Raw genomic sequence first — 21,298 nt, forward strand, 5'->3', positions numbered from 1 at the left:
CGGCCCATGAGGGGCAGCAGATTGGCGGTTGCCTCGGCGGACTGTTCGGCGATGGTGGTGGCGGCACCCCACGCCTCCCTGAGGCTTGCTCCGCCCTGAACAGCGGCGGTGAGGGCTTCGCTGAACGGGGCCAGCACGTCCACCAGGGTTTTGTCGCCTACCTTGGCCTTGCCGAAGTCCATGATGGAACGCTTCGCCTCGGCCACCCCTGCGGCAACGGCTGCCGCGTTCGGGCGTTCACTGTCACCCATGGATTGGCCGACGGCGCGAAGGGCCATGCCCCACAGCGCACCCGAAGTGCCACCTGCTTTGTCCGCCCAGGCATCGGCAGCAAGATTAAGGACGGTCCCAGCTCCGGCACCGCGTTCGACGGCGTCTGCCGCAGCAGCGACGGCGGCGTGGATTCCGCGTTCCATGCCGATCCCGTGGTCACCGTCGCCGGCGATCGCGTCGATCCGGCCCAGTTCTTCCACGTTGGCATCCACCACGGCTTTGGCGGCGTCGAGGGCCGCGAGGATGGTGGGCGCTGCGGTTTTGGATTCTTCGCTGGCGTCCGGGATCACGGATTGCTGTTCGGCGCCCATGGTGAGTTGCCCGGCGTCGAGCGCTTGGGCGCTTACCGCGCCGCGTCGGAAAGCCGGGGCGTCCGCGGGGGCAAGCCAGAATTCTTCGAGCTCGGAGTCCAGCCAGAACAGCGTCAGGGAGGTGCCGGCCATGTCGAAGCTGGTCACGAGCTCGCCGACTTGTGGGTCAACGGCCTCGATGCCGGCTTCGGCCAGGAGTTGGGCCACGCGGCGGTAGACCACAAACAGTTCCTCGTACTTGACGCTGCCCAGACCGTTGAGGATCGGGACCACCCGTGCGCCGTGGGCGGACAGGCCGTCCGGGACCTCGGCGAGGAGGTCCTTGACCAGCAGCTCGGCGAGTTCATCCGCGGTCGGAATGTCAGTTTCGCCAATGCCGGGTTCGCCATGGATGCCCATGCCCACGGCCATGCGCCCCTCGGGAACGGAGAAGAGTGGGTGGTCCGCGCCCGGCAGGGTGCAGCCGGTGAACGCCACTCCGAAGGAACGCGTACGCTCGTTGGCGCGTTCGGCGATCTCCACCACGGTATCCATGGGGTAGCCGGCCTCGGCGGCAGCAGCGGCAACTTTGAAGACGGTCAGGTCCCCGGCGATGCCGCGGCGCTTGTGCTTCTCGGCCAAGGGAGCGGAGGAGATGTCGTCCGTGACGGCGATGCTGCGGCAGTCGATGCCCTCGGCGCGGAGCTTGTCCTGTGCCTGGGTGAAGTGCAGGACGTCGCCGGCGTAGTTACCGTAACCCAGGAGCACACCGCCGCCGTTGTCCGCAGCTTTGGCCACGTTATAGACCTGCTGTGCCGAGGGTGAAGCGAACAGATTGCCCATCGCTGCGCCGTGCGCCAGGCCCTGGCCCACCAGACCGGCGAAGGCGGGGTAGTGGCCGGAGCCGCCACCGATCACCAAGGCGACCGAGTCCGGCGTCGAACGCGTGCTGCGGGCAACACCGCCGGAGACGCGCCGGACCCACCGGCCGTGCGATGCGACGAAGCCTTCGATCATTTCATCAGCGAAGGCTGAGGGCTCGTTGTAGAGGCGGGTCATGGGGTATCTCCTGGGCTGTACTGAAAAGTGTGAAGTGGTGGTTGTGCCCTCCCTGCTGGAAGGGCACAACCTGCTTGTGGTGTTACGGCTCCGCGTGCTGCCCGGCCCCTTGGGGGTCCAACGCCTCGGCAGGCGTACCAGCAGATGACTTGCCCTGCTTGCTGAGAGTCACCATGAGGATCGAGGAGAGCAACATGAAGCCGCCCACCACGAACATGGGGACCGTGTAGCCGCCCGTCAGGTCCTTGAGCCAACCGGTGATGTAGCCGGCGCTGAAGCCGGCCAGGTTGCCCACCGTGTTGATCAGTGCGATGCCTGCTGCTGCGGCTGCGCCGGTGAGGAACTGGGTAGGGACGGTCCAGAAGTTCGGCAGGGCCGCGAAGATGGACATGGCCGTGATGGTGATGACAGCGATGGTTGCTGCGGGAGATCCGGCGAACAGTGCCAGCGGGATGCTGATGCCGCCGATGAGGGCCGGGAGGGCGATGTGCCAGGTCTTCACGCCGCGCTTGGTGGCGTCCTTGGACCAGAAGTACAGGGCAAATGCTGCCGGAAGGTACGGAATGGCCGTGATGAGGCCCTTCTGGAACACATCGAACTTGGTGCCGTAGAGGCCTTCAAAGCCCGCGATGATGGTCGGCAGGAAGAAACCCAGTGCGTAGAGGCCGTAGATGAAGCCGAAGTAGATCATGGAGAGCATCCAGACGCGGCCGTTGCCGAAGACAGTGCGAACGCTGACGTGCTTGTTGCTGGCGGCTGTTTCCTTCTTTTCCTTCTCCAGGGCGCCGGTCAGCCAGGTCTTTTCCTCGGTGGTGAGCCACTTGGCCTTGGAGGGGCTGTCCGCCAGGTAGAACCAGGCGACGATGCCCACGATGATCGCGGGGATGGCGACGCCGAAGAACATGAACCGCCAGCCTTCAAGCCCGAAGAATACGCCGTGCTGCTGGATCAAAGCGCCGGCGAGGGGAGCACCGATCACCGTGGTGAGGGGCTGTGCCAAGTAGAAGAGGGCCAGGATCTTGCTGCGGTGCTTGGACGGCACCCACAGGCTCAGGAAGAGGATGGCGCCGGGGAAGAAGCCGGCCTCTGCCACACCCAGGATGAAGCGGAGGATGTAGAGCTGCTCAACGTTGCCCACCCAGGTGAAGAGCAAGGACACGATGCCCCAGCTGACCATGATGCGGGCCAGCCAGCGGCGGGCGCCGAACTTGTGGAGCGCCAGGTTGCTGGGGATTTCGAGCAGGATGTAGCCGATGAAAAAGACGCCGGAGGCGAAGCCGAACTGCGCTGCGGACAGGGCGAGATCGTTGTTCATGCCGTTGGGACCGGCGAACGAGATGGCGGTGCGGTCCAGATAGTTGATGAAGAACATCAGGGCGACGAACGGCACCAGCCGGATTGCCACCTTCTTAATTGCGGATTTTTCGACCACCGATTGTGTGGTGTCCACATTGACTCCTAGATGTTGGTGTCCCTGCGGATCCTGCACTGGATGCGCCGGGCTGGTTCGTGGCATTGCCGGCGGGGATCCGGCGATGGCGAAGCTTGTGATTTAAACCATAGGACTGGATTCTAAATTGGTCAACCGGTTGACTAGTTTAAGTTTTGCCCCTGCAACTGGAGGCAGCTGAGATTGGTCATCCGGTTGCTACGCTGTGAGGGTGTCAGCGAACTCAGCCGCAGCAGCGGCCCACATGACGGCAGCGCTTGTTCCCATGGAGCAAGGCTCTGTTGTGTCCGAAGTAGCCGAGCGTCTCCTTGCCTACTTCACCAGCGGCGACATTGCCCCCGGCACCCGTCTTCCGGCAGAGCGGCAGCTGGCGGCTTCTCTCGGTGTTGGGCGCTCAGCCATCCGCGAGGCTCTGGCCGCCTTGGAAATCCTGGGCATCGTTATTGTTCGGCCGGGTTCGGGAACATACCTGCGCGACGGCGTCTCCGAACTCTTGCCTCGAACACTCAGCTGGGGACTCATGCTGGGGGAGCCGCGGACCCGCGAACTGGTTGAACTGCGCAGCGGGCTGGAAGTTCAGGCTGTGGAGTTGGCCGCGCTCAGGGTCACGGACGAGGCCCTGGAGCGAATGAGGGCCGACTTGGATGTCATGGAGAAGAACCTCGACGACCTCGCAGCCTTCGTGGAAGCCGATGCAGCCTTCCACCGTGAGATCGCGGCTGCTTCAGGCAACATGGTGCTGGAGGAACTTCTCCAGAGCATCCGCTCGCTGTTGCGGATTTGGGTGGACCGTGCGTTGACCGATGAAGGCCACGCAGAAGCCGCCTTGCGTGAACACACCGCTATTTACCAGGCCCTCGTGGCCCGGGACGCATCCGCCGTCGCGCAGAGCATGCGCTCGCATATGGCCACTGCATCACGGCGCTTGCTGGCAGGCTTCGACGCCGCTCAATAGACGCAGCTCAATACCGGGTTCCTTGGACGTGGTGGCGGGATTCGAACCCGCGTGCGCTGCTTTGCAGGCAGCTCCCTGGCCTCTCGGGTACACCACGCTTTAACGACAGTAGGGGCCCGGCACGGACAGGTTCAACGTTCATTGCCCCCTCTTTCGCAGGGCTACGAAGCGTTGCCGCAGGTTGCTGTCCATGACCTGGACGAAGCCCTAATGCGACTCAATGCGAAGCAGGGTGGTGCGCTCGTTGGGGGTGTCGTTGGGGGAGTGAAACACGAGGAAATCGTTGCCGTTGGACGCATTGAGGATCATGCCATGGCCACCGTTGCGCGCCCAGAGCGGCTCGCTTTCCTGGGTCCACGGTCCAAGGATGGTGCCGGACGCGGAGCGTGCTATCCCCATGGCGTAGCCTTCGTCACCGAAGCTGGACCACAGCATGTCAAGGCCGCCTGTGGACCTCCGGCGCAGGAATGGCCCGTCCGTGAAGAGGGGATCCTTGGCGAGCCTTAGTTCAGCTGGTGGGGCAACACCTTCGGGGAACCGGAGCGGCCTGCTCCACGGGGCAGAGGAGGCGCGGAAAAGGAGCTGCGGCTCTCCCACGGCGCTTTTCAGGTCGTCGGAGAGCCGCATCGCGTACATTTCTCCGTCTGCCAGCGGTGGTTTACCCGCTGCCGTGCCCTCCGCGCCGCGACTGTAGACCAGCCACGGCGTCGAGTCGTCGTCCACGAAGAAGGTGCCGTCCAGGCACGGGATTCCTGCAGGCGTGATGGGGCCGTCGCTCCATGGTCGGAATGGTCCGGTGGGCGCTTCGGCCGCGAGGATCGCGACACCGCGGACGTGGGTGCGGTCCGAAAGGAAGGTCGCAAACAGGTAGAAACGCCCTTGGTACGCGTGGACTTCGGGCGCCCAGAACTGCGAGGTGGACCAGAAGCCCTCCGGCGGCCGGAACGCGGCAATCGGGCCGTTCCAGCTCTCCAGATCGTCACTGGTGTAGCAGTCGAATCCAGTTGCCGGGCCACCCCACACATTGTGGTCGGTGGTACCGAACAACACATAGCTGCCGCTGGTGGGCTCAAGGATGAACGGGTCCCGGATCCTGATATCTGAGAGTTTCTTCAGCGGGAGGGTGTTCATGGCAGTGTCCTTCGTTGGCAACAGCGGGGTGAGCCAAACAGTACAAAGGACGGCTCCCCGGGCCGAGGCCGCATGCCATTGACTGAAAACATTCCTGCCTTGCTGCCGTATCCAGCCCAACAACGTTGCGTATTCAGAGACTTTGCTTTGCCCGTCGACGCGACTCTTCACGGCCCGGTGCCGACACCTTTGAAACTCCCGCAGCAAGCAGCAGCGTCAGGATGGCGGCAGCCATGTGGGTGTACAGCAGGAGGTGTATGTCGCCGCCGCTGGATGACGTCCCGGCGGGCAACTCTCCCAGGGCCTGGTCCCCGTGCAAGTGGTCCAGCAAGCCATTGCCCGGAAAGTAGCCCCCGAATGCGGCCAAGCCGAGGTGCAGCAACTGCTGCGCCACCCCGGACACCAGCAGCAGGAGCAGAGGCCCGTGGATCCAGCGGGCGATCACCTGGGCCGCCAATGCGCCGAAGGCGGCGAAGGCTAAAAGGACAGGGACGGCCGGAGTGCTGCCGCCAGCCACCATGTGCGCTGCCAGTCCCAGAATCACAGCCACCGGCCCGGCCACCCAGGCCCACTTGTCCTGCACAGGAGTTGCGCTCATCGCCGTCCTTCCCTCCCCACAGGCTAAGTGGAAGTGGGGGACTGGAAAAGAGGCTCGGGAAATCTAGGCGAGGAGCGTATTCACCAAGCGTGCCGCAACCTTGGCGGTCCGCGAGTCAATGTCGAACTCCGGGTTCAGCTCGGCTACGTCCACGTGGAGGAGCTTCCCGCTAGCAGCCACTTGGCGGCAGATCGCGCTGATCACCGGCAAGGGCACGCCATAGGCGGCGGGCGCGCTCACCCCGGGAGCCACCGAGGCCGGCATCACGTCAAGATCGATCGTCAGATACAGCACATCCATGCCCGCCAGGAAGTCGGCAACGAATACCTCTGCGGCCTCGGGCGAGCACTGCTCATCAAGGAGGTACTTCACGCCCAGCCGGTTGGCGGTGTCGAAGAGCGCCCGCGTGTTGTTCGGCTCCGAAATGCCGACGACGGCGTACTGCAGTTCGCGCCCGGCGGCAGCTTCCGCGCGGGCCATCTGAAGGAACGGCGTACCCGAGCTCGGCGTTGGCTCGTCACGGAGGTCAAAGTGGGCGTCCAGGTTCAGCACACCCAGCCGCTTGCCACGAAGGGTTTCAGAACCGGCGACGCCAAGGTAGCTGGCAAACGCAGTCTCGTGGCCGCCGCCCAGCACCACGGTGAGGTTTCCGGCGTCGAGCAGTCCCGAAATGGCGCGGCCGGCTCGCTCTTGGCCCGCCTCAAGTGAGTCGTCCTCCACCACCACATCACCGGCGTCGAACACGTCACGGTCAAGGTGGAACGCCAGCGGACCCAGCGCCGATCGGATTGCGGCCGGAGCTTTGGCCGCGCCTACGCGACCCTTGTTGCGGAGGACGCCGGCGTCGCTGCAGAAACCCAGCACGACGGCGGGACGCGAGGCCGCTGCCGCCGCTGCGGACGTGTGCGGGGTGATGGCCTGCCACCAGCGGCGGTGCCCGGCGCCGTCGCCGTCAAAGCGGCCGGTCCACGGGGTGGGGCTGACATCTACTGTGGGGACGCTGGTTTCCATGCTTCAAGCACACCCGAACAGGCACACGAAAACCAGCGATCCCGCCAGGAGAGTGTCTGAAACCCCGGACATACCCCGCCAGGTGAGTTACTTGACGCCCAGCAGCTCTTCCACCGTTCCGATGCCGAAGAACAGCAGGAACGCGCCAGCCACTGCCCACATGAGCGGGTGGACCTCGCGGGCGCGGCCCTGGAAGGTGCGGATCAGGACGAAGGAGATGAAACCTGCGCCGAGGCCGTTGGCGATGGAGTAGGTGAACGGCATCAGGGCGATGGTCAGGAACGCAGGGATGCCCACGCCCCAGTCCTGCCAGTCGATCTTGCCCACCTGGGAGACCATCATGAAGCCCACCACCACCAGGGCGGGGGCAACGGCTTCGAACGGGACGAGGTTGATCAGTGGCGTGAAGAACATGGCCACCAGGAACAGCACGCCGGTAACGATCGAGGCAAGGCCCGTTCGGGCACCTTCGCCGATGCCCGCGCCGGACTCCACGAAGATCTGGTTGGACGAAACGGACGCGCCGCCACCCACGATTGCGCCGAGGGCGTCCACCTGCAGAACACGGTCCACGTTGGGGATGTTGCCGTCTTTATCCACCGTTCCGGCCTCGTTGGCCAGGCCCACCATGGTGCCCATGGCGTCGAAGAAGATGCTGAGGAGGATGACGAAGGCCAGCAAGGCGGCTGCGATGAAACCGAGGTGCTCAAACGCGCCGAACGGGTTCGCCTTGCCGATCAGGGACAGGTCCGGAGCGCCCCATTCCGAGAGGGTGGGTGCCACCAGCGACCAGCCGCGGGGGTTGACGTTCTTGCCGTCAAAGCTGGGGCCGATGTGGAGGGTGAACTCGAGGATAGCGGCCAGTGCGGTGGAGACCACGATGCCGATCAGGATGGCGCCACGGACCTTGCGGACCACCAGGGCGATCGTCAGGATCAGGCCGACCGCGAAAACCAGCGTGGGCCAGCCCATGAGCTTGCCATCCACGCCCAGTCCCAGGGGAACTGTGGTGCCGGCGGCATCAGGGATGCGGCGGACGAATCCTGCGTTGACCAAGCCAATCAGTGCGATGAAGAGGCCAATGCCCACCACAATCGCCGTCTTGAGGGCTTCGGGGACGGCCTTGAAGACGGCGGTGCGGAAACCGGTGAGCACCAGGATGAGCATGGTGACGCCGGAGAGCACCACGAGGCCCATCATGTCCGGCCAGGTCAGCCCGGGATGCGAGGCTACGGTGACGGCTACGAAGGCGTTGACGCCCAGGCCCGTTGCCACCGCGAAGGGGTGTTTAGCCCACGCACCCATGAGGATGGTCAGGATGCCCGCCACGAAGGCGGTGGTTGCCGCGACGGCCGTGAAGCCGAGGGACGCTCCGCTCGAATCGGGTCCGGAGAGGATCAGCGGGTTCAGCACCACGATGTAGCTCATGGCGAAGAATGTCGCGAAGCCGCCACGGATTTCCCGTGAGTACGTGGATCCACGTTCGGAGATCTTGAAGTAGCGGTCGACTGCAGAACCTTGTTTAAGCATGAAGGACTCCGGGGATCGAGGGGAGTGTGCTCTCAAATCCTAAGCCGTCGGATATGGGCGGCCCGGACGATTCGCCTAGTCTGTAACTAAGCCAACACTAGGAGAAACCGCCCCATGCGCACCATCCGCCCGCTTCTGGCCGCCGTCGTCGCTGCTCTTGCCTTCGCGTCCGCCCTGCTGTTTTCAGCGGCTCCGGCGTCCGCCCATGACGTCGCCGAGTCCACAGCGCCAGCCAACGGTGCCAGCGTGGCTGTGGTCCCGGCGTCGGTCTCCATCACCTTCAACAACCGGCCCCTGGCCATCGGATCCGGCGTCACCGTGACGGCTGGCGGCGAGAACTGGGCCGACGGCCCCGTTGAAATCATCGACAACCAGGCGGTTCAGAAGCTGCGCGAAGGCGCGCCTGCCGGCGAATACACGGTGGTTTGGCGTGTGGTCAGCTCAGATTCGCACCCCATTGAGGGCACCTTCACGTTCACGGCCGCCGCTGGAAGTACGACGACGGCCAGTGGTTCCGCGGCTGCCTCACCGTCGGCTTCGGCTTCGTCAGCCGCGGTACCGTCCGCCGGCACAGCGGCTCCGGGGACTGGCACCAGTGAGCCTGCTGCAGATGCTTCGCAGCCCTTCCCATGGAGCATCGTGGGCCTGGCAGTCGTTGCCATTGGCCTTGTTATTTACCTTGCCGTTACCGCGCGGAAGAAACTTGCCGCTTCCAACGACTCTGAGGGCGAAACTCCCGCGGAATAGCAGGGTTTTCTACGTACCTGCGAAGATCTCGAAACGATCACCGCGACACGCCAAAACGGGAGTTCTCGTTACTTAAATGTGACTTCCGGGTGATCATCGCGTACGGTGGTACCTGTGCCTGTTCCACGTAGCGGGCACTTCCGGCCTGATTGCCTAGCTCTGCCGCAGTCCGGAATCCGTTCGCAGACAAACCTTACGGCAGAGACGGGGAACCCATTTTAGGTCGCTTTCGAGCGTGCCTTGGGGTGAAGTCACGAAGCTTCCGCCGAACAGCGGGAGATAGTGGCCGGGTGACTCCCATCCGAATCCGACAGCTAACCTCGCAGGCATCGGGAGAGGCTCTTTCATGTCTTCACGCATTCTTCGCGGCCGTCGTAAGGCGGACAGCGTACGTCCTAATCCGTTCATCTCCATCTCCAAGGCAGTGGCCAGCAACGCTTCCGGCGCTGGCCGCCAGGCAGCTGTCATCGCAGCAGCCTCGGGCCTTGTCCTGACTGGTTCCATTGCTGCCCACGCAGCCGAAGCTCCGGTTCAGCGGGACTCAAGCCCCGCCACGGTCGCAGAGACCACTTCCGAAGCCCCCACCCAGGTTGTTACCGCCGCATCCACGGCTACCATCAACTTCGAGCGCCCTGCTGTTGCTTCGGTAGCAGCTCCGGTCATCGAGAAGCCGGCTCCGGTTGTTGAGGCTCCTGTCGCCAAGAAGGCAGCAGTCACCACTGCCGCTGCTGCGGCTCCTGCCAAGGCTGCGGCTGCTGCTGCTCCGGTTGCTGCTGCTCCCGCAGCCGCTGCGCCCGCCGTCGGTGGCGTCAACGCTGCCATGGTTGCCTCGGCCTACGCCCAGATCGGCATCATGCAGGACTGCACCGCCATGGTGGAAAAGGCCCTCGGCTCCGCAGGCATCCCCGTTGGTGACCTCGCCCCCATGCAGTTCATGAACTACGGCAAAGTGGTCAGCGACCCCCAGCCCGGTGACATGATCGTCCAGTCCGGCCACGTCGCCATCTTCATCGGCAACGGCCAGGCCATCAGTGGTGGCATCAACGGCAACCAGACGGGCATCCACCCGATCAGCTGGTTGACCGCAACGGGCCCCATCACGTACGTACGCGCTGGCGCATAAGCCTCACGCTTCAGTTCAAAGGCCGGTGCCTCCGAAGACTTGATCTTCGGAGGCACCGGCCTTTGGCGTTAAGTTCTGTGCGGAAAAGTGAATCTGTGCGTAAAGTCAGGGCGCCTACGCGGTAGCGACGCCCGGTCCTGCCGGCAGGGCTACCTTGGCGGAGATCGCCTGGCCCACTGCCTTGGCTTGCCGCAGGACCTCCTTGGGCGTGGGCGTGATGAGTTCGCCAACGCCCACCAGGTGCATCCCGACTGCCCGCATCGCGGCGGCAAGGTTCTGTCCGATGGCAATTCCCAGTTCGGCCAGCATCCTCCGCAACTGGCTCTGTGCGCAGCGTGTCACCACGATGTGGTCGGCCAGCAAGACTCCGTTGGCGGTGTGGACGGCCCACTGGCGTGGAATGGATTCGAGCGGTCCGGAGACGTGGAGCCCGGTCCTGAGCCCGCTCGTGGTCATGCTGGCAACCTGTCCGTAGCCAAGCTGCTGTGAGGGATCCGAGCCCAGGAAGTCCAGGCGGACGGCGCGGGTGGTGCTGCGGACGTCCAGGTGATGGCTCGCGGCGTAGTTCCGCAGATGACGGAGGATCTCGTTGCGTTCCTGCATGGCTGCGGGATCGGCTGCATCGCAGCGTTGGAGCATTCCAGTGTGGACTGAGGGGCCTGTGGCAGACAAGGCGCCAAAGCCGTCCACGACGATGGAGCCCACGCCATAGCGGCTGAGCTCACTGGCAACTGCCAAACCGGACAGACCGGCTCCGATGACCACGGTAGTGGTGCGTTCCGTGGCGGAATCAGGCGTGAGTGACACTGCTTGGTTCCTCCTTGACGTGTGTGCCCTTCGGCAGCGCGTGGGATCGCGTCCGAGTTCCCCAAGCGGCCGCAAATAAATGGCCGGAGTGTGTGGTGAAACACGTTTGCCGGCCATTCGGTGACTCGAACACTACCGAACTTTTTCGGCCATGGATAGCCTCCCGCATCCGCGTGTTTGTCGTGTTCATCCGCAGCGCAAAAAGGGTGCCTTGGAACCGAGCCCGGACCGTTACACACATAGCCCGGAGTCGCCTTGATTCGTCATTGCCGACCGAGAATAGTTGGCATTGGAAGGGGAGATTCCAGGTTTCCCCGGCCCCGGCCATTGACAAGGGAGCCATGAGGGAATCCGATGCGGAAAACCTCTGGCAGAATAGCCGGAACATCAAGCAGTAGGTGGAGAGGCGGGCCCCATGGACCAGCACGGCAGGCACAGTGAAGAGCCACAGCAAGGCGAGGACCAGGCTGTTGCACCCGGCGGCATTGTCGTGGGAGTGGACGGTTCAGAGCACGGTCAATGTGCGTTGGTGTGGGCAGCGCGGGAAGCCGAACGCCGGCAGCTACCCTTACACATCGTTACGGCATACTCAGTGCCCATTTTTGCCGCTTCCGGGCTGGACGGCGGCTATGCAACGGTGGACGATTCGGTCATCCGCGAGGGCGCTGACGCCATCGTCAAGCAGGCCATGGACAAGATCTCCGGTTATGCCATCGACGTCGATGCTTCGGTGGAGAACGGCGACGCCGCGGGTGTCCTGCTGGACCTCTCGGAGGACGCAGCCCTTCTGGTGTTCGGCAGCCGGGGTCGCGGCGGCTTCGTTGGACGTCTTCTGGGCTCGGTCAGCAGCGCCTTGCCCGCCCACGCCAAGTGCCCCACCGTCACGGTCCCGCTGTACTGCGCGGACCGGCTCGGGGAGAACACTGAGGACAAACACATCAAGGCCGAGCATGCCAAAGCTGGTCCGCGCACAGTGGAGAACGTGGTGGCAGTAGGCGTGGATGGTTCCGAGCAAGCCCGGATCGCCGTGCTCGAAGCTGCCGAGCAAGCCCAACGCATGGGCGCAAAGCTCCGCGTCATCTGCGCGGTACCGCAATACAGCGGATCCCTTGCGTGGGTGCCGGCCCCTTTGGACCGCGACGCTCTCTTTGCGGATATCAGGGTCCAGCTGGACGCAGGCGTAGCCTGGCTCAAGAGCCACTTCCCCCAGCTGGCCATTGAGACGGACCTCCGGGACGGCTCGCCGGTGGACGTGCTGGTGGAAGCAAGCCGGGGCGTTGAGCTGGTGGTCCTGGGCACGCGTGGCCGTGGCGGTTTCGCAGGAATGCTTCTCGGCTCCACCTCCGACGGCGTGCTCCACCACGCCAAGGGACCCGTGCTGGTTGTTCCGGACCGTGAGGACCCGCGGTTGGCAGACCGTTCCAAATTCGGCCCGATGCTCGGCGCAGCCTAAGCCGGGGCCTGCGCCGTGCTCATCCTGGACATCGCTGACATCCGCGGACCGATGCTCCCGGAGGTGGGCGGCAAGGCTGCCAATCTGGGTGAGCTCGCCGGCGCCGGGTTGCCGGTGCCGCCTGGCTTCTGCCTCACCACGGCCGCGTACGTGCACGCTCTCTCCGCGATCGGCATGGAGAGCGTGTTCGCGGCCCTGCAGAATGTCGGGGCGGCTGATCTGGACGAGCTGATCGGGCTTGCCGAACACGCCCGTTCCTTGGTGCTGGACGTCGGCGTGCCGGATGACATCTCGCAGGCCATCCGCGTTGCCTATGGTGAGCTGGGGGAGAACGTTCCCGTCGCCGTCAGGTCGTCGGCCACCGCGGAGGACCTGCCCTTCGCCAGTTTTGCCGGGCAACAGGACACCTTCCTGAATGTGGTTGGCATCGACGCCGTTTTGGACGCCGTGAGCCGTTGCTGGGCATCGCTGTGGACGGATCGTGCGGTGAGCTACCGGACCATCAATGGGATCGACCATGCGTCAGTGGCCCTGGCCGTCGTCGTGCAGGAAATGGTGGATTCCGCTACCGCCGGCGTCATGTTCACCGCCAACCCGGTGACGGGAAAACGGCACCAGACGGTGATTGACGCCAGCCCCGGCTTGGGGGAGGCCGTGGTCTCCGGGGCCGTGAATCCGGACCAATATGTTGTGGAGGTTCCCAGCGGCACCATCGTGCAGCGGACAGTGGGGGACAGGCAAGTGGAGATCCGCTCCGTACCGGGCGGTGGCACGGAACGCGTCCCTGGTTCCCAGCCCGGCGGCGGCGGAGTTCCCCAACAGTGCCTCAGCGACCAACAAGTACGCGCACTGGCTGAGTTGGGACGCAGTGTGGAGAAGCATTACGGTGCGCCGCAGGACACCGAGTGGGCCATCGATGACGCGGGAAAGCTGTGGCTCACCCAAGCGCGGCCCATCACCACCCTCTACCCGCAGCCGACTCGAACCCCTCCTGGCCCCGGCCAGCACGCCTTCCTGAACTTCAGCCTTGCCCAGGGCCTCACTCGACCTTTGACTCCCATGGGCTTGGCCGGTATCCGTCTCCTTGCCTCCTGTGTGGCAAGAACGGCGGCATTCGATGTTCCGGATCCACGGTCCGGACCTCCGCCGTACTACGAGGCAGGCCAGCGGATCTTCTTTGACTTCACGGCCGTCCTGCGGAGCCGGGTGGGCCTGGCCATCGTGCCACGGGTGTTCGACGTCATGGAGGCGCGCTCAGCAACAGTGATGCGTGGACTCTTTGACGACCCACGCTTTTCGGTGACAAACAAGACCCCCTTGAAGCTGATTCGCCACGTCGCTCCGGTCGCGGCCAAGTATCGCGTTCCTGAAACCCTTCTCCGAGGACTGTTCCGGCCCGCTGCGGCCATGCAGAAGGTGGAGCGCCTCAATGCTGAGCTGCGCACCCTGTTCACCGTTCCATCGGAAGCCACAGCCCACCAGCGTTTGGCTCACGTGCAGAGAATCCTGGGCCAGGATGTGTTTGCCACCGTGCCGCAGGTGCTTCCCCTTCCTGCGCTGGGTTTCGGGATGGTGGCGCTCGTGAGGCGGTTGCTGGGCGCGCAGGCTCCGTACGAAGAGCTCCAGACCGTCATCCGCGGGCTTCCCAACAACGTCACCACGGAGATGGACCTGGCCCTCTGGCGGCTTGTCTCGGAGATCAGAAAACACCCCGACGCCGCAGCCTCCATGGGCGGTAAAACGGCGGCAGAGCTGGCGGACCGGTATCGGGACGGAACGCTTCCACCCGTCGCGCAATCCGGGTTGGCGTCGTTTTTGCGCACCTTCGGGCATCGTGCCGTGGCTGAAATTGATCTGGGCATGCCTCGCTGGTCGGATGATCCCACCCACATCCTGGGAGTCGTTGCCAACTATTTGAGGCTTGGGGACGGCGCAGACGCTCCGGATCAGCAGTTCGGGAAGGCAGTCCGGGAAGCCGACGATCAGGTGGCGCGTTTCATAGCGCGTGCCCGGGCCAAGAGCCCACTGCACGCGGCCATCGTGAAAATGGCTTTGGACCGGACAAGGAGGTTTGCGGGCCTGCGCGAGTTGCCCAAGTACAACCTTGTCCTGGGGTTGGCGTCCGTCAGGGAGCAACTGCTCCTGGTCGGAAACCAACTGGCCGCATCCCAGCGGATCGAACGTCCGGAGGACATCTTCTTCCTGGACCTGGATGACGTGGAGGTGGCATTGGCCGGCGATGATCTCCACCACCTGGTGGCGGAACGCCGTGCAGCGTACCAGCAGGAACTCCGGCGCAGGCACATCCCCCGGGTGTTGTTGTCTGACGGGACTGAACCCGAGGCCACTGCAGCTGCGTCCACTGCAGCTGCGTCCGGCGAAAATCTGCGCCCTGGCACTCTGTCCGGCAGCCCGGCGTCGGCCGGTCAGGTAACGGCGCCGGCCCGGGTCATTCTGGACCCGGTTGGTGCGCACCTGGAACCAGGCGAAATCCTTGTGGCACCGTCAACGGATCCTGGCTGGACGCCGCTGTTCCTCACAGCTGGTGGGCTGGTCATGGAGATGGGCGGACCCAACTCGCACGGGGCCGTGGTGGCCCGTGAGTACGGTATCCCCGCTGTTGTCGGCGTCCCCGATGCCACAACGCGCATCAGTACCGGCCAACACATCACGGTTGACGGCGCCGCCGGGACCGTCAGCACCGAGGGCGGAGGCGGGGAATCCTAGGCGTGCTGGTGTGATTCGTGCTCGGAGTGGCTCACAGGCTCCAACTGGAAAGTGCAGTGTTCGGTATCGAAATGCCGGCCCAGGCAGGACCCCAACTGATCCAGGATGCTGTCCGCGCCGCTGGCGTTGAGGACTTCGTCTTCCACCACAACGTGCGCTGAGAACACGGGGACGCCGGAGGTTATGGTCCAAATGTGGATGTCGTGGGCCTCCACCACCCCGTCCACGGCGATGATGTGCTCACGGATCATGTTCACGTCCACGCCCTTGGGAGTAGCTTCCAGCAGAACATCCACCACATCGCGGAGCAGATGCCAGGCCCTGGGAATGATCATCAGCGCAATCAGTACCGAGGCGATGGGGTCTGCGGCGCTGAAGCCTGTGGTCATGATGACGATTGCCGCGACGATGACCGCGATGGAACCCAGGAGGTCGCCGAGGACCTCAAGGTAGGCGCCCCGGACATTGAGGCTTTCCTTCTGCGCCCCCTGCAGGATCAGGAGTGAGACCAGGTTTGCCACGGCACCCAGGATGGCGGCCCACAGCATGACGTCCGTATGGATTTCGGTGGTTTCTCCGAAGCGGCGGATGGCTTCGATCATGATCACCACGGCGATGACAATGAGGATCAGGGCGTTGGCCAAGGCAGCCAGGACTTCGGCCCGCTGGTATCCATAGGTCCGCTGGTCACTCGCGGGGCGGGTGGCAATCCACGCCGCCATGAGGGCAATGAACACGCCTGCGGCGTCGGAGAGCATGTGGCCGGCATCAGCCAGCAGGGCCAGCGATCCGGACACGACGGCGCCGATCACCTGGATGCCAACCACCCCTAAAGTGATGGCCAGGACGGCAATGAGCCTCTTCCGATGCTTGCCGGTTGCTGTAACTCCGTGGGAGTGGTTGTGGTCGTGCCCCATGGTTACAAGGCTAGCCCCAGCCGAGCTCGTGCAGGCGGTCGTCGTCTATCCCAAAATGGTGAGCTATCTCATGGACCACGGTGATGGCCACCTCATCGATCACTTCCTGGCGGGTACTGCAGATGTTCAGGATGGGCTGGCGGAAGATGGTGATCCGGTCCGGCAGGGATCCGGCGTCCCACCACGAATCGCGCTCCGTCAGGGGAACGCCCTCGTAAAGTCCCAAAAGCACTGTGCCCGGGTCCTCGCCGGGTTGCGGCGTGTAGTCGTCCTCGATGAAGATCGCCACGTTGTCCATGGCGCCGGCGGCCTTGGGCGGGATCAGCTGCAGGGCGTCACTGACCGCTTCCTCAAAGTCCTCGGGGGACATCTCGAAAGGGCCCGCAAAGCCGGCCGTTTCAACGGGGTCACCCGGAGCCTGCTCAACGGGGCTGTGCACCGCATTCCGTTCCCGGAGCGGGGACGAAGGAAGGTCGCCGTCGGGAACGATGGGGAGGCCGGGAGGAAGATTCGCGGGCATGACTCGACTTTAGTCTGCGGCGGCAGTATTGGCTCTGTGTGTGATGAGGGATACTGAACACAATCCCTTTTCGACAGACACAGGAACCGCATGACTTCCTCCCCTTCCCTGATGCCTGAGCCGCTCGACGTCGTCGTGGTGGGTGAGGCGCTGATCGACATTGTGCAGTCGCCCGCCGGCCAGGCCGAATATCCGGGCGGATCGCCCGCCAATGTTGCCTACGGCCTTGGCCGCCTGGACGTCAAAGCCGGCCTGTTGACGGCCATCGGAAAGGACCAGCGGGGCGACGCCATCGCAGCGCACCTTCACAGCGCGGGTGTAGTGCTGCTGCCGGGATCGAAGTCGATGGGAAAGACGGCGACGGCGACAGCCAGGATCGCTGCCGACGGTTCGGCCGACTACACCTTTGACATCGAGTGGGCGCTGGCCCCGCTGGTCCTGCCCTATGCGCCGCGGATCCTGCATACGGGATCCATCGCCACGTTCCTGGAGCCAGGGGCCGGGGTTGTCAGGAGCCTGTTGGAACAGGCGCAGGGTGGGTGCATGGTCACCTACGATCCCAATATCCGCACCGATCTGCTGGGCAGCCACCACGAGGCGCTCTCGCTGTTCGAAGAGATAGTGCCACTCACCGACGTCGTCAGGATGAGTGCCTCGGACGCCCACTGGCTGTACCCGGGCAAGGCGCTGGAGGATATCTCAAGCCACCTTTTGTCGCTTGGTACCACTCTGGCCGTAATGACCCAGGGTGCCATGGGCTCCTTGATGGCCACTCGCCACATACAGCTCAGGGTTCCCGCCGTCCCGTCGACCGTTGCGGACACCATCGGCGCAGGTGATTCCTACATGTCGGCGCTGATCATGGGGCTGCTGCTCCGTGGCAGCGATGGCCTGGCGCCCACAGTATTGGAACGGATCGGCACCATTGCCTCCATGGCCGCTTCCATCACTGTTGGCCGCCCGGGCGCCAACCCGCCCACGCACCGCGAACTCCTGGCGGGAATGGCCCGCTAGCGGCTGCGGCGCCGGGTCAAGCCGACACCGATCAGGCACACCACGCCACCGATCAGTCCCCAAATGGTGGGGACCTCCTGGAGGACAGCCCAGGAAATCAGGATGGTGGTGCCGGGCACCAGGTACGTCGTGGCGGCCAGCTTGCCAGCCGAAATCAGGGACAGTGCGTATGCCCATGTGGTGAAGGCGATGGCGGTGGGGAAGATGCCCAGATAGACCAAGCCCAGCGTTGCGGGGAGCGGTGCTGCCTGGACTTCGGAGACCAGCTGGCCTGTCCACGGCAGGCAGCAGACCGCGCCAACCATGATGCCGAACCACGTCGCCTGCCCGGCCGTGAACTTCCGCAGCACGGGTTTCTGCAGGATCGCGCTCACTGAGGCGAGCACAGCGGCAAGCAAGCACAGCAGCACCCCGGCGACATCCGCCGTCGAGCGCTGCCCGGAACCCAGGGCGATCATCGCTACGCCGCAGAACGCCACCGCACTGCCAATCAGCAGCCACTTAGGGAAGCCCTCCTTGAGGAAGATTCCGGCCAGAATCGCGATCAAGATGGGCGAGACGTTGATCAGCATGGCGCTGGTACCCGCGTCGAGCATGTGCTCCGCGGCGTTCAACGCAACGTTGTAACCGCCGAACCACATCACCCCGTAGGCCACGATCGGTAGCCATTCCCGGCCCTTCGGCCAGACCTTCAGGGTCGGCAGCACTACGATGCCAAGCACGACGGCGGCCACCGCCAGCCGCCCGAGCGTCAAGGAGCCGGGGGAGAAACTGGGTCCCACCGCGCGGATGCCCACAAACGCCGAAGCCCAAAGCACGACGGTGACAATGACGGCGGCGATGCCGAGTTTGCTGATGGCTGCCGCCGGCGCGGGGGTGATGCGCGGAGGCAGGTCCGGGGAAGGCTGGCCGGGTTCGGCCGGGGTGGTGGTTGTCATAGACACAATCTAGCCGTGGCGGTGCAGGCGCGGCTGGCGGTTTTCGGACGCGTCAGGGCAAGATCCTGCCAATGTTGAGCGGGCCGCCGTTTCCGGACCCTTTTTGGAGTGGGATGCCGGGGTGGGATGTCGCCCCTCGGTGCGCGTTGGGCGGGGTGTGGAAGGGCTCATAGACCTCGATTTGGGAATATCGCCATCTATGCTCTAAAGTTTTAGAGTCCAGTTCGGACGAGCGAGACACGGAAAGAACGCGTAAAGCGTCGCTTTTCCTTGCAAAATCCGAATTGAGTTCAGGCCCCCATCGTCTAGCGGCCTAGGACACCGCCCTTTCACGGCGGCGGCACGGGTTCGAATCCCGTTGGGGGTACGCAAGGAAGTGGTAAATCGGATGAAAAAAGTCTGGTAAGCTAGAAGCCTTGAAAAAAACGCGGTAGAGATACTGCAAACGCAAGGCCCTGTAGCGCAGTTGGTTAGCGCGCCGCCCTGTCACGGCGGAGGTCGCGGGTTCAAGTCCCGTCAGGGTCGCTCTGAGCGCCGAAGAAATTCGGTTCTCAAGGTGACATGTCACCTAGGCTCTGTAGCTCAGTTGGTAGAGCGTTCGACTGAAAATCGAAAGGTCACCGGATCGACGCCGGTCGGAGCCACCACTGGGAAGCATCAGTTCTTCGGAACTGGTGCTTTTCTTCTTTAACCCGTGCTTCCTGGCTCTTCTCCAACCCGAGCTCTTTGGCGGGTTGTTGGCCGCCGCGGTTGTCTGGCGGATTCCCGTCGGTGCCGCGCTCACGAGCTATTTTGCGTTCACGAATCCCCTGGACGCGCCGCCTCTTTTGGTGTGTCGACGGTACAGGTCCCTACCGCTTCTGTCTTTTCCGGTTCTCCTGCGGTCTTGCGCACGTGGTGGATGGGCCGTTGCCACCTACTTTGCGTCGTGGGTGGTCTCGACGCGCCGCCTGTTTGGGTGTGTCGATGGGATGTGGTGATCGAAGTGGGTGGTGGCGGTACGTGGCGCCTTCTGTCTATCTGGTCTCGGCTCCCGGGCAGCCCCAGGAGTTGGGGTTTTGTTCGCAGGTGTCGGCGACGAGTGCTTTTTCTGTTTTCCAGACGTGGATGGTTTTGGCGGGTGTGGTGATGTCCAGGGTGCCGTTGATGGGTAGTGGTGGGCCGTTGTTGACCGAGTAAGTGCCGGTGAAGCTTGTGGTGACGGCGGCTTGGTAGTTGCCGGTTTCTGTGTAGCTGTGGCTGGTGCGGGTCGCGTTGGTGAGCCATTCGGCTTCGGGGAGGGGGTACCCGGTTATTGGTGTGGGGCCAAGGGTAGCGCCGTCGCCGAAAGCGTAGCTGTGGCTGGTGGGTGTTGCGGTGAGGTGGACGGTTTGGCCGAGGATGGTGAGGTTGAAGGCTTGTTCGGTGGCGGTGGTGTAGAAGTTGGTGGGTCCGCCTTTGAGGGTGTGGGGGAAGGGTTGGGCTTCCAACGTGCCGGGGTTGACGGGTAGTTGGCGGAAGTCGTTGAGGATCCGGGCGGCGATGTCGGCCAGGACGTTCCCGGGTTCGGGGTCGTAGAGGCAGGTAGGTCCGCTGACGGGGATCCAATCGGTCCAGCCGGGGTTGGTGATCGCTTTGGGTGCCTCTTTCCAGATCACCGGGGTACCTTCTTCACCGCCGGCTGTGTTCGGGGGACACTGGAGGGCGTCACAGCCAGGGTCCTTGGTATCGGGTCCGTCCGCGCGGCAGTGCGTGTCTGCCTTGTACTGATTCGGGTCAACGACGGTGGGCGAATCTGTTGATCCGCCGACGCTAGAGGTTAGCTGGCCACTTATAGCGTCGATGCGGAATCGCGCACCGATCTCGATTCCTTGATCTCCGGCATTGTTAGCAGCCCACGCTTCATCGGCCGCCACGGAGGGCGACGTCGCAGCTAAGGAGGCGAACAACCAACTCACGACGCCAATGGTCATCAAGGAAAGTCTGCGGATTCTAAGCAACGATGCCAAGGTCCACCACGATCCATGCACCGTCAACGTACTTGGCGAAAAACGCGAAGGCGTCATTCGAAGCCTCTGATTTCGGACGCCCGACGCTGCCGTCGGCGTTGAAATAGTCGATTTGCTCTTGGACTACCTGTACTTTCGCCGACTGAACAGCCTCGCGTGTCCATTGCACGTCCATGGTGGGGACAGAAATCCTGCCACCAGAGAGCCACCGCCCGTTAACGTAACCATCCTCGCCGGACTCCTTCAGGCTGAGGCAGAGTTGGCATTCCTGGGCGATCATGGCGGTCCAAGCTGACATGTCGCCTGTCTCGCCAACGTAAGAGAGCTGCGCGTACCAATACCCAATAAATTCCTCCAGCCCCGCCTTCGAGTTCTCCTTCGCCAGCTCGGGCATCACGGGAACGGGCACGTTCTGGGCTTTCCCGGTCGCGTCCGCGGGTTTGTATGCGGGCGACGCGCTGGGGCTGGGAGCAGCAGCAGGGACCGAAACGCTTGAGGTGGGTGACGTCGTCGTCGAGTTCGTGGCGGAGGGTGATCCGCCTGGAGCGGAGCCGCCCTGGCAACCTGCCAGCAGCAAGGCTGCGCCGGCGAAAGCCGCTGCAGTACGGGCGCGGGCACGTGGGTAGAGGGCAAAAGTGGCGCTTGGCATGACAGGCTCCCCAGCAGCTGTTGTGGCGGTGTGTCGGCCAGTCTAGGTGGGGCAAAGGAGGGCAACCCAGTCAGGAATTGGGCCTTGTGGATAACCCACCTCTGTTCAGGGCACGGGG

At 64.0% G+C, this 21,298-nt stretch carries 18 protein-coding genes, 4 tRNA genes and 1 riboswitch; of the genes, 9 read left to right on the forward strand and 13 right to left on the reverse strand.

The features are described from left to right. Together BLW08_RS20975 and BLW08_RS20980 are read right to left on the reverse strand one after the other, a co-directional pair. On the reverse strand, nucleotides 1-1,622 hold a 1,622-nt coding region (locus BLW08_RS20975; protein WP_091327856.1), incomplete at its 3' end, for a dihydroxyacetone kinase family protein. A gap of 82 nt (nucleotides 1,623-1,704) precedes the next feature. Beyond that, nucleotides 1,705-3,072 (reverse strand): MFS transporter, encoded by a 1,368-nt coding sequence (locus BLW08_RS20980; protein WP_091327858.1) that lies wholly within the window; start codon nucleotides 3,070-3,072, stop codon nucleotides 1,705-1,707. Nucleotides 3,073-3,283: 211 nt separating this feature from the next. Here BLW08_RS20980 and BLW08_RS20985 point away from each other — a divergent pair, with 211 nt between their 5' ends. After that, nucleotides 3,284-4,027 carry a FadR/GntR family transcriptional regulator gene (locus tag BLW08_RS20985; RefSeq protein WP_090823616.1) on the forward strand — a complete coding sequence of 248 codons (744 nt, stop codon included), beginning with the start codon at nucleotides 3,284-3,286 and terminating at the stop codon, nucleotides 4,025-4,027. A gap of 23 nt (nucleotides 4,028-4,050) precedes the next feature. Here BLW08_RS20985 and BLW08_RS20990 read toward each other — a convergent pair. The 5 genes from BLW08_RS20990 to BLW08_RS21010 form a co-directional block, all read right to left on the reverse strand. Continuing rightward, nucleotides 4,051-4,124: transfer RNA gene (locus BLW08_RS20990), tRNA-Cys, on the reverse strand. Between the two features lie 110 nt (nucleotides 4,125-4,234). Further along, nucleotides 4,235-5,158 carry a glycoside hydrolase family 43 protein gene (locus BLW08_RS20995; RefSeq protein WP_254780000.1) on the reverse strand — a complete coding sequence of 308 codons (924 nt, stop codon included), beginning with the start codon at nucleotides 5,156-5,158 and terminating at the stop codon, nucleotides 4,235-4,237. Between the two features lie 133 nt (nucleotides 5,159-5,291). Next, nucleotides 5,292-5,756: a hypothetical protein gene (locus BLW08_RS21000; protein ID WP_091327861.1), complete on the reverse strand. Its 465-nt coding sequence runs from the start codon at nucleotides 5,754-5,756 to the stop codon at nucleotides 5,292-5,294. Between the two features lie 63 nt (nucleotides 5,757-5,819). Then, entirely contained in the window at nucleotides 5,820-6,767 is a 948-nt protein-coding gene (hutG, locus tag BLW08_RS21005) for a formimidoylglutamase (RefSeq protein WP_091327864.1), read from the reverse strand. 87 nt (nucleotides 6,768-6,854) lie between these two features. After that, a complete protein-coding gene (locus tag BLW08_RS21010; RefSeq protein WP_090823610.1) occupies nucleotides 6,855-8,297 on the reverse strand; it encodes an NCS2 family permease in 1,443 nt (480 codons plus the stop codon). Between the two features lie 114 nt (nucleotides 8,298-8,411). Here BLW08_RS21010 and BLW08_RS21015 point away from each other — a divergent pair, with 114 nt between their 5' ends. Together BLW08_RS21015 and BLW08_RS21020 are read left to right on the forward strand one after the other, a co-directional pair. Further along, nucleotides 8,412-9,044: a copper resistance CopC family protein gene (locus BLW08_RS21015; RefSeq protein ID WP_091327866.1), complete on the forward strand. Its 633-nt coding sequence runs from the start codon at nucleotides 8,412-8,414 to the stop codon at nucleotides 9,042-9,044. A gap of 150 nt (nucleotides 9,045-9,194) precedes the next feature. Further along, a riboswitch (cyclic di-AMP (ydaO/yuaA leader) is annotated at nucleotides 9,195-9,387 on the forward strand. A gap of 3 nt (nucleotides 9,388-9,390) precedes the next feature. After that, nucleotides 9,391-10,167 carry an NlpC/P60 family protein gene (locus tag BLW08_RS21020; RefSeq protein ID WP_091327869.1) on the forward strand — a complete coding sequence of 259 codons (777 nt, stop codon included), beginning with the start codon at nucleotides 9,391-9,393 and terminating at the stop codon, nucleotides 10,165-10,167. Between the two features lie 114 nt (nucleotides 10,168-10,281). On the opposite strand, the gene BLW08_RS21025 is transcribed toward BLW08_RS21020, so the two are convergent. Further along, a complete protein-coding gene (locus tag BLW08_RS21025) occupies nucleotides 10,282-10,974 on the reverse strand; it encodes a Rossmann-fold NAD(P)-binding domain-containing protein (protein ID WP_090823605.1) in 693 nt (230 codons plus the stop codon). Between the two features lie 415 nt (nucleotides 10,975-11,389). Here BLW08_RS21025 and BLW08_RS21030 point away from each other — a divergent pair, with 415 nt between their 5' ends. Further along, nucleotides 11,390-12,427, forward strand: coding sequence for a universal stress protein (locus tag BLW08_RS21030; RefSeq protein WP_090823602.1), 1,038 nt, complete (start codon nucleotides 11,390-11,392; stop codon nucleotides 12,425-12,427). A gap of 51 nt (nucleotides 12,428-12,478) precedes the next feature. Then, the gene (locus tag BLW08_RS21035; protein ID WP_091328021.1) at nucleotides 12,479-15,154 is read left to right on the forward strand and encodes a PEP/pyruvate-binding domain-containing protein; all 2,676 of its coding nucleotides are present in this window, start codon (nucleotides 12,479-12,481) and stop codon (nucleotides 15,152-15,154) included. Here the strand turns inward: BLW08_RS21035 and BLW08_RS21040 are convergent. Together BLW08_RS21040 and BLW08_RS21045 are read right to left on the reverse strand one after the other, a co-directional pair. Beyond that, nucleotides 15,151-16,071, reverse strand: coding sequence for a cation diffusion facilitator family transporter (locus BLW08_RS21040; protein WP_090823600.1), 921 nt, complete (start codon nucleotides 16,069-16,071; stop codon nucleotides 15,151-15,153). The two genes, BLW08_RS21035 and BLW08_RS21040, sit on opposite strands and share 4 nt — an antisense overlap. 10 nt (nucleotides 16,072-16,081) lie before the next feature. Next, nucleotides 16,082-16,591: a metallopeptidase family protein gene (locus tag BLW08_RS21045; RefSeq protein ID WP_090823598.1), complete on the reverse strand. Its 510-nt coding sequence runs from the start codon at nucleotides 16,589-16,591 to the stop codon at nucleotides 16,082-16,084. A gap of 90 nt (nucleotides 16,592-16,681) precedes the next feature. Between BLW08_RS21045 and BLW08_RS21050 the strand changes: the two genes are divergently transcribed. Continuing rightward, the gene (locus tag BLW08_RS21050; RefSeq protein ID WP_090823596.1) at nucleotides 16,682-17,605 is read left to right on the forward strand and encodes a carbohydrate kinase family protein; all 924 of its coding nucleotides are present in this window, start codon (nucleotides 16,682-16,684) and stop codon (nucleotides 17,603-17,605) included. On the opposite strand, the gene BLW08_RS21055 is transcribed toward BLW08_RS21050, so the two are convergent. Next, nucleotides 17,602-18,543, reverse strand: a complete 942-nt coding sequence (locus BLW08_RS21055; RefSeq protein ID WP_090823594.1) for a DMT family transporter — start codon at nucleotides 18,541-18,543, stop codon at nucleotides 17,602-17,604. The genes BLW08_RS21050 and BLW08_RS21055 overlap by 4 nt on opposite strands. Before the next feature lie 294 nt (nucleotides 18,544-18,837). Between BLW08_RS21055 and BLW08_RS21060 the strand changes: the two genes are divergently transcribed. The 3 genes from BLW08_RS21060 to BLW08_RS21070 all read left to right on the forward strand — a co-directional run bounded on the left by BLW08_RS21060 (nucleotide 18,838) and on the right by BLW08_RS21070 (nucleotide 19,190). Next, nucleotides 18,838-18,910: transfer RNA gene (locus BLW08_RS21060), tRNA-Glu, on the forward strand. Between the two features lie 84 nt (nucleotides 18,911-18,994). Further along, nucleotides 18,995-19,068, forward strand: a tRNA-Asp gene (locus tag BLW08_RS21065). 46 nt (nucleotides 19,069-19,114) lie between these two features. Then, nucleotides 19,115-19,190: transfer RNA gene (locus BLW08_RS21070), tRNA-Phe, on the forward strand. 369 nt (nucleotides 19,191-19,559) lie between these two features. Here the strand turns inward: BLW08_RS21070 and BLW08_RS21075 are convergent. Both BLW08_RS21075 and BLW08_RS24210 read right to left on the reverse strand, forming a co-directional pair. Then, entirely contained in the window at nucleotides 19,560-20,495 is a 936-nt protein-coding gene (locus tag BLW08_RS21075) for a hypothetical protein (protein WP_254780001.1), read from the reverse strand. A 19-nt stretch (nucleotides 20,496-20,514) separates the two neighbouring features. After that, nucleotides 20,515-21,180 carry a DUF6318 family protein gene (locus tag BLW08_RS24210; RefSeq protein ID WP_254780002.1) on the reverse strand — a complete coding sequence of 222 codons (666 nt, stop codon included), beginning with the start codon at nucleotides 21,178-21,180 and terminating at the stop codon, nucleotides 20,515-20,517. Nucleotides 21,181-21,298: the final 118 nt, after the last annotated feature.

The organism is Arthrobacter sp. cf158, assembly GCF_900106835.1.
In the GTDB taxonomy this organism is placed as follows: Bacteria; Actinomycetota; Actinomycetes; order Actinomycetales; family Micrococcaceae; genus Arthrobacter.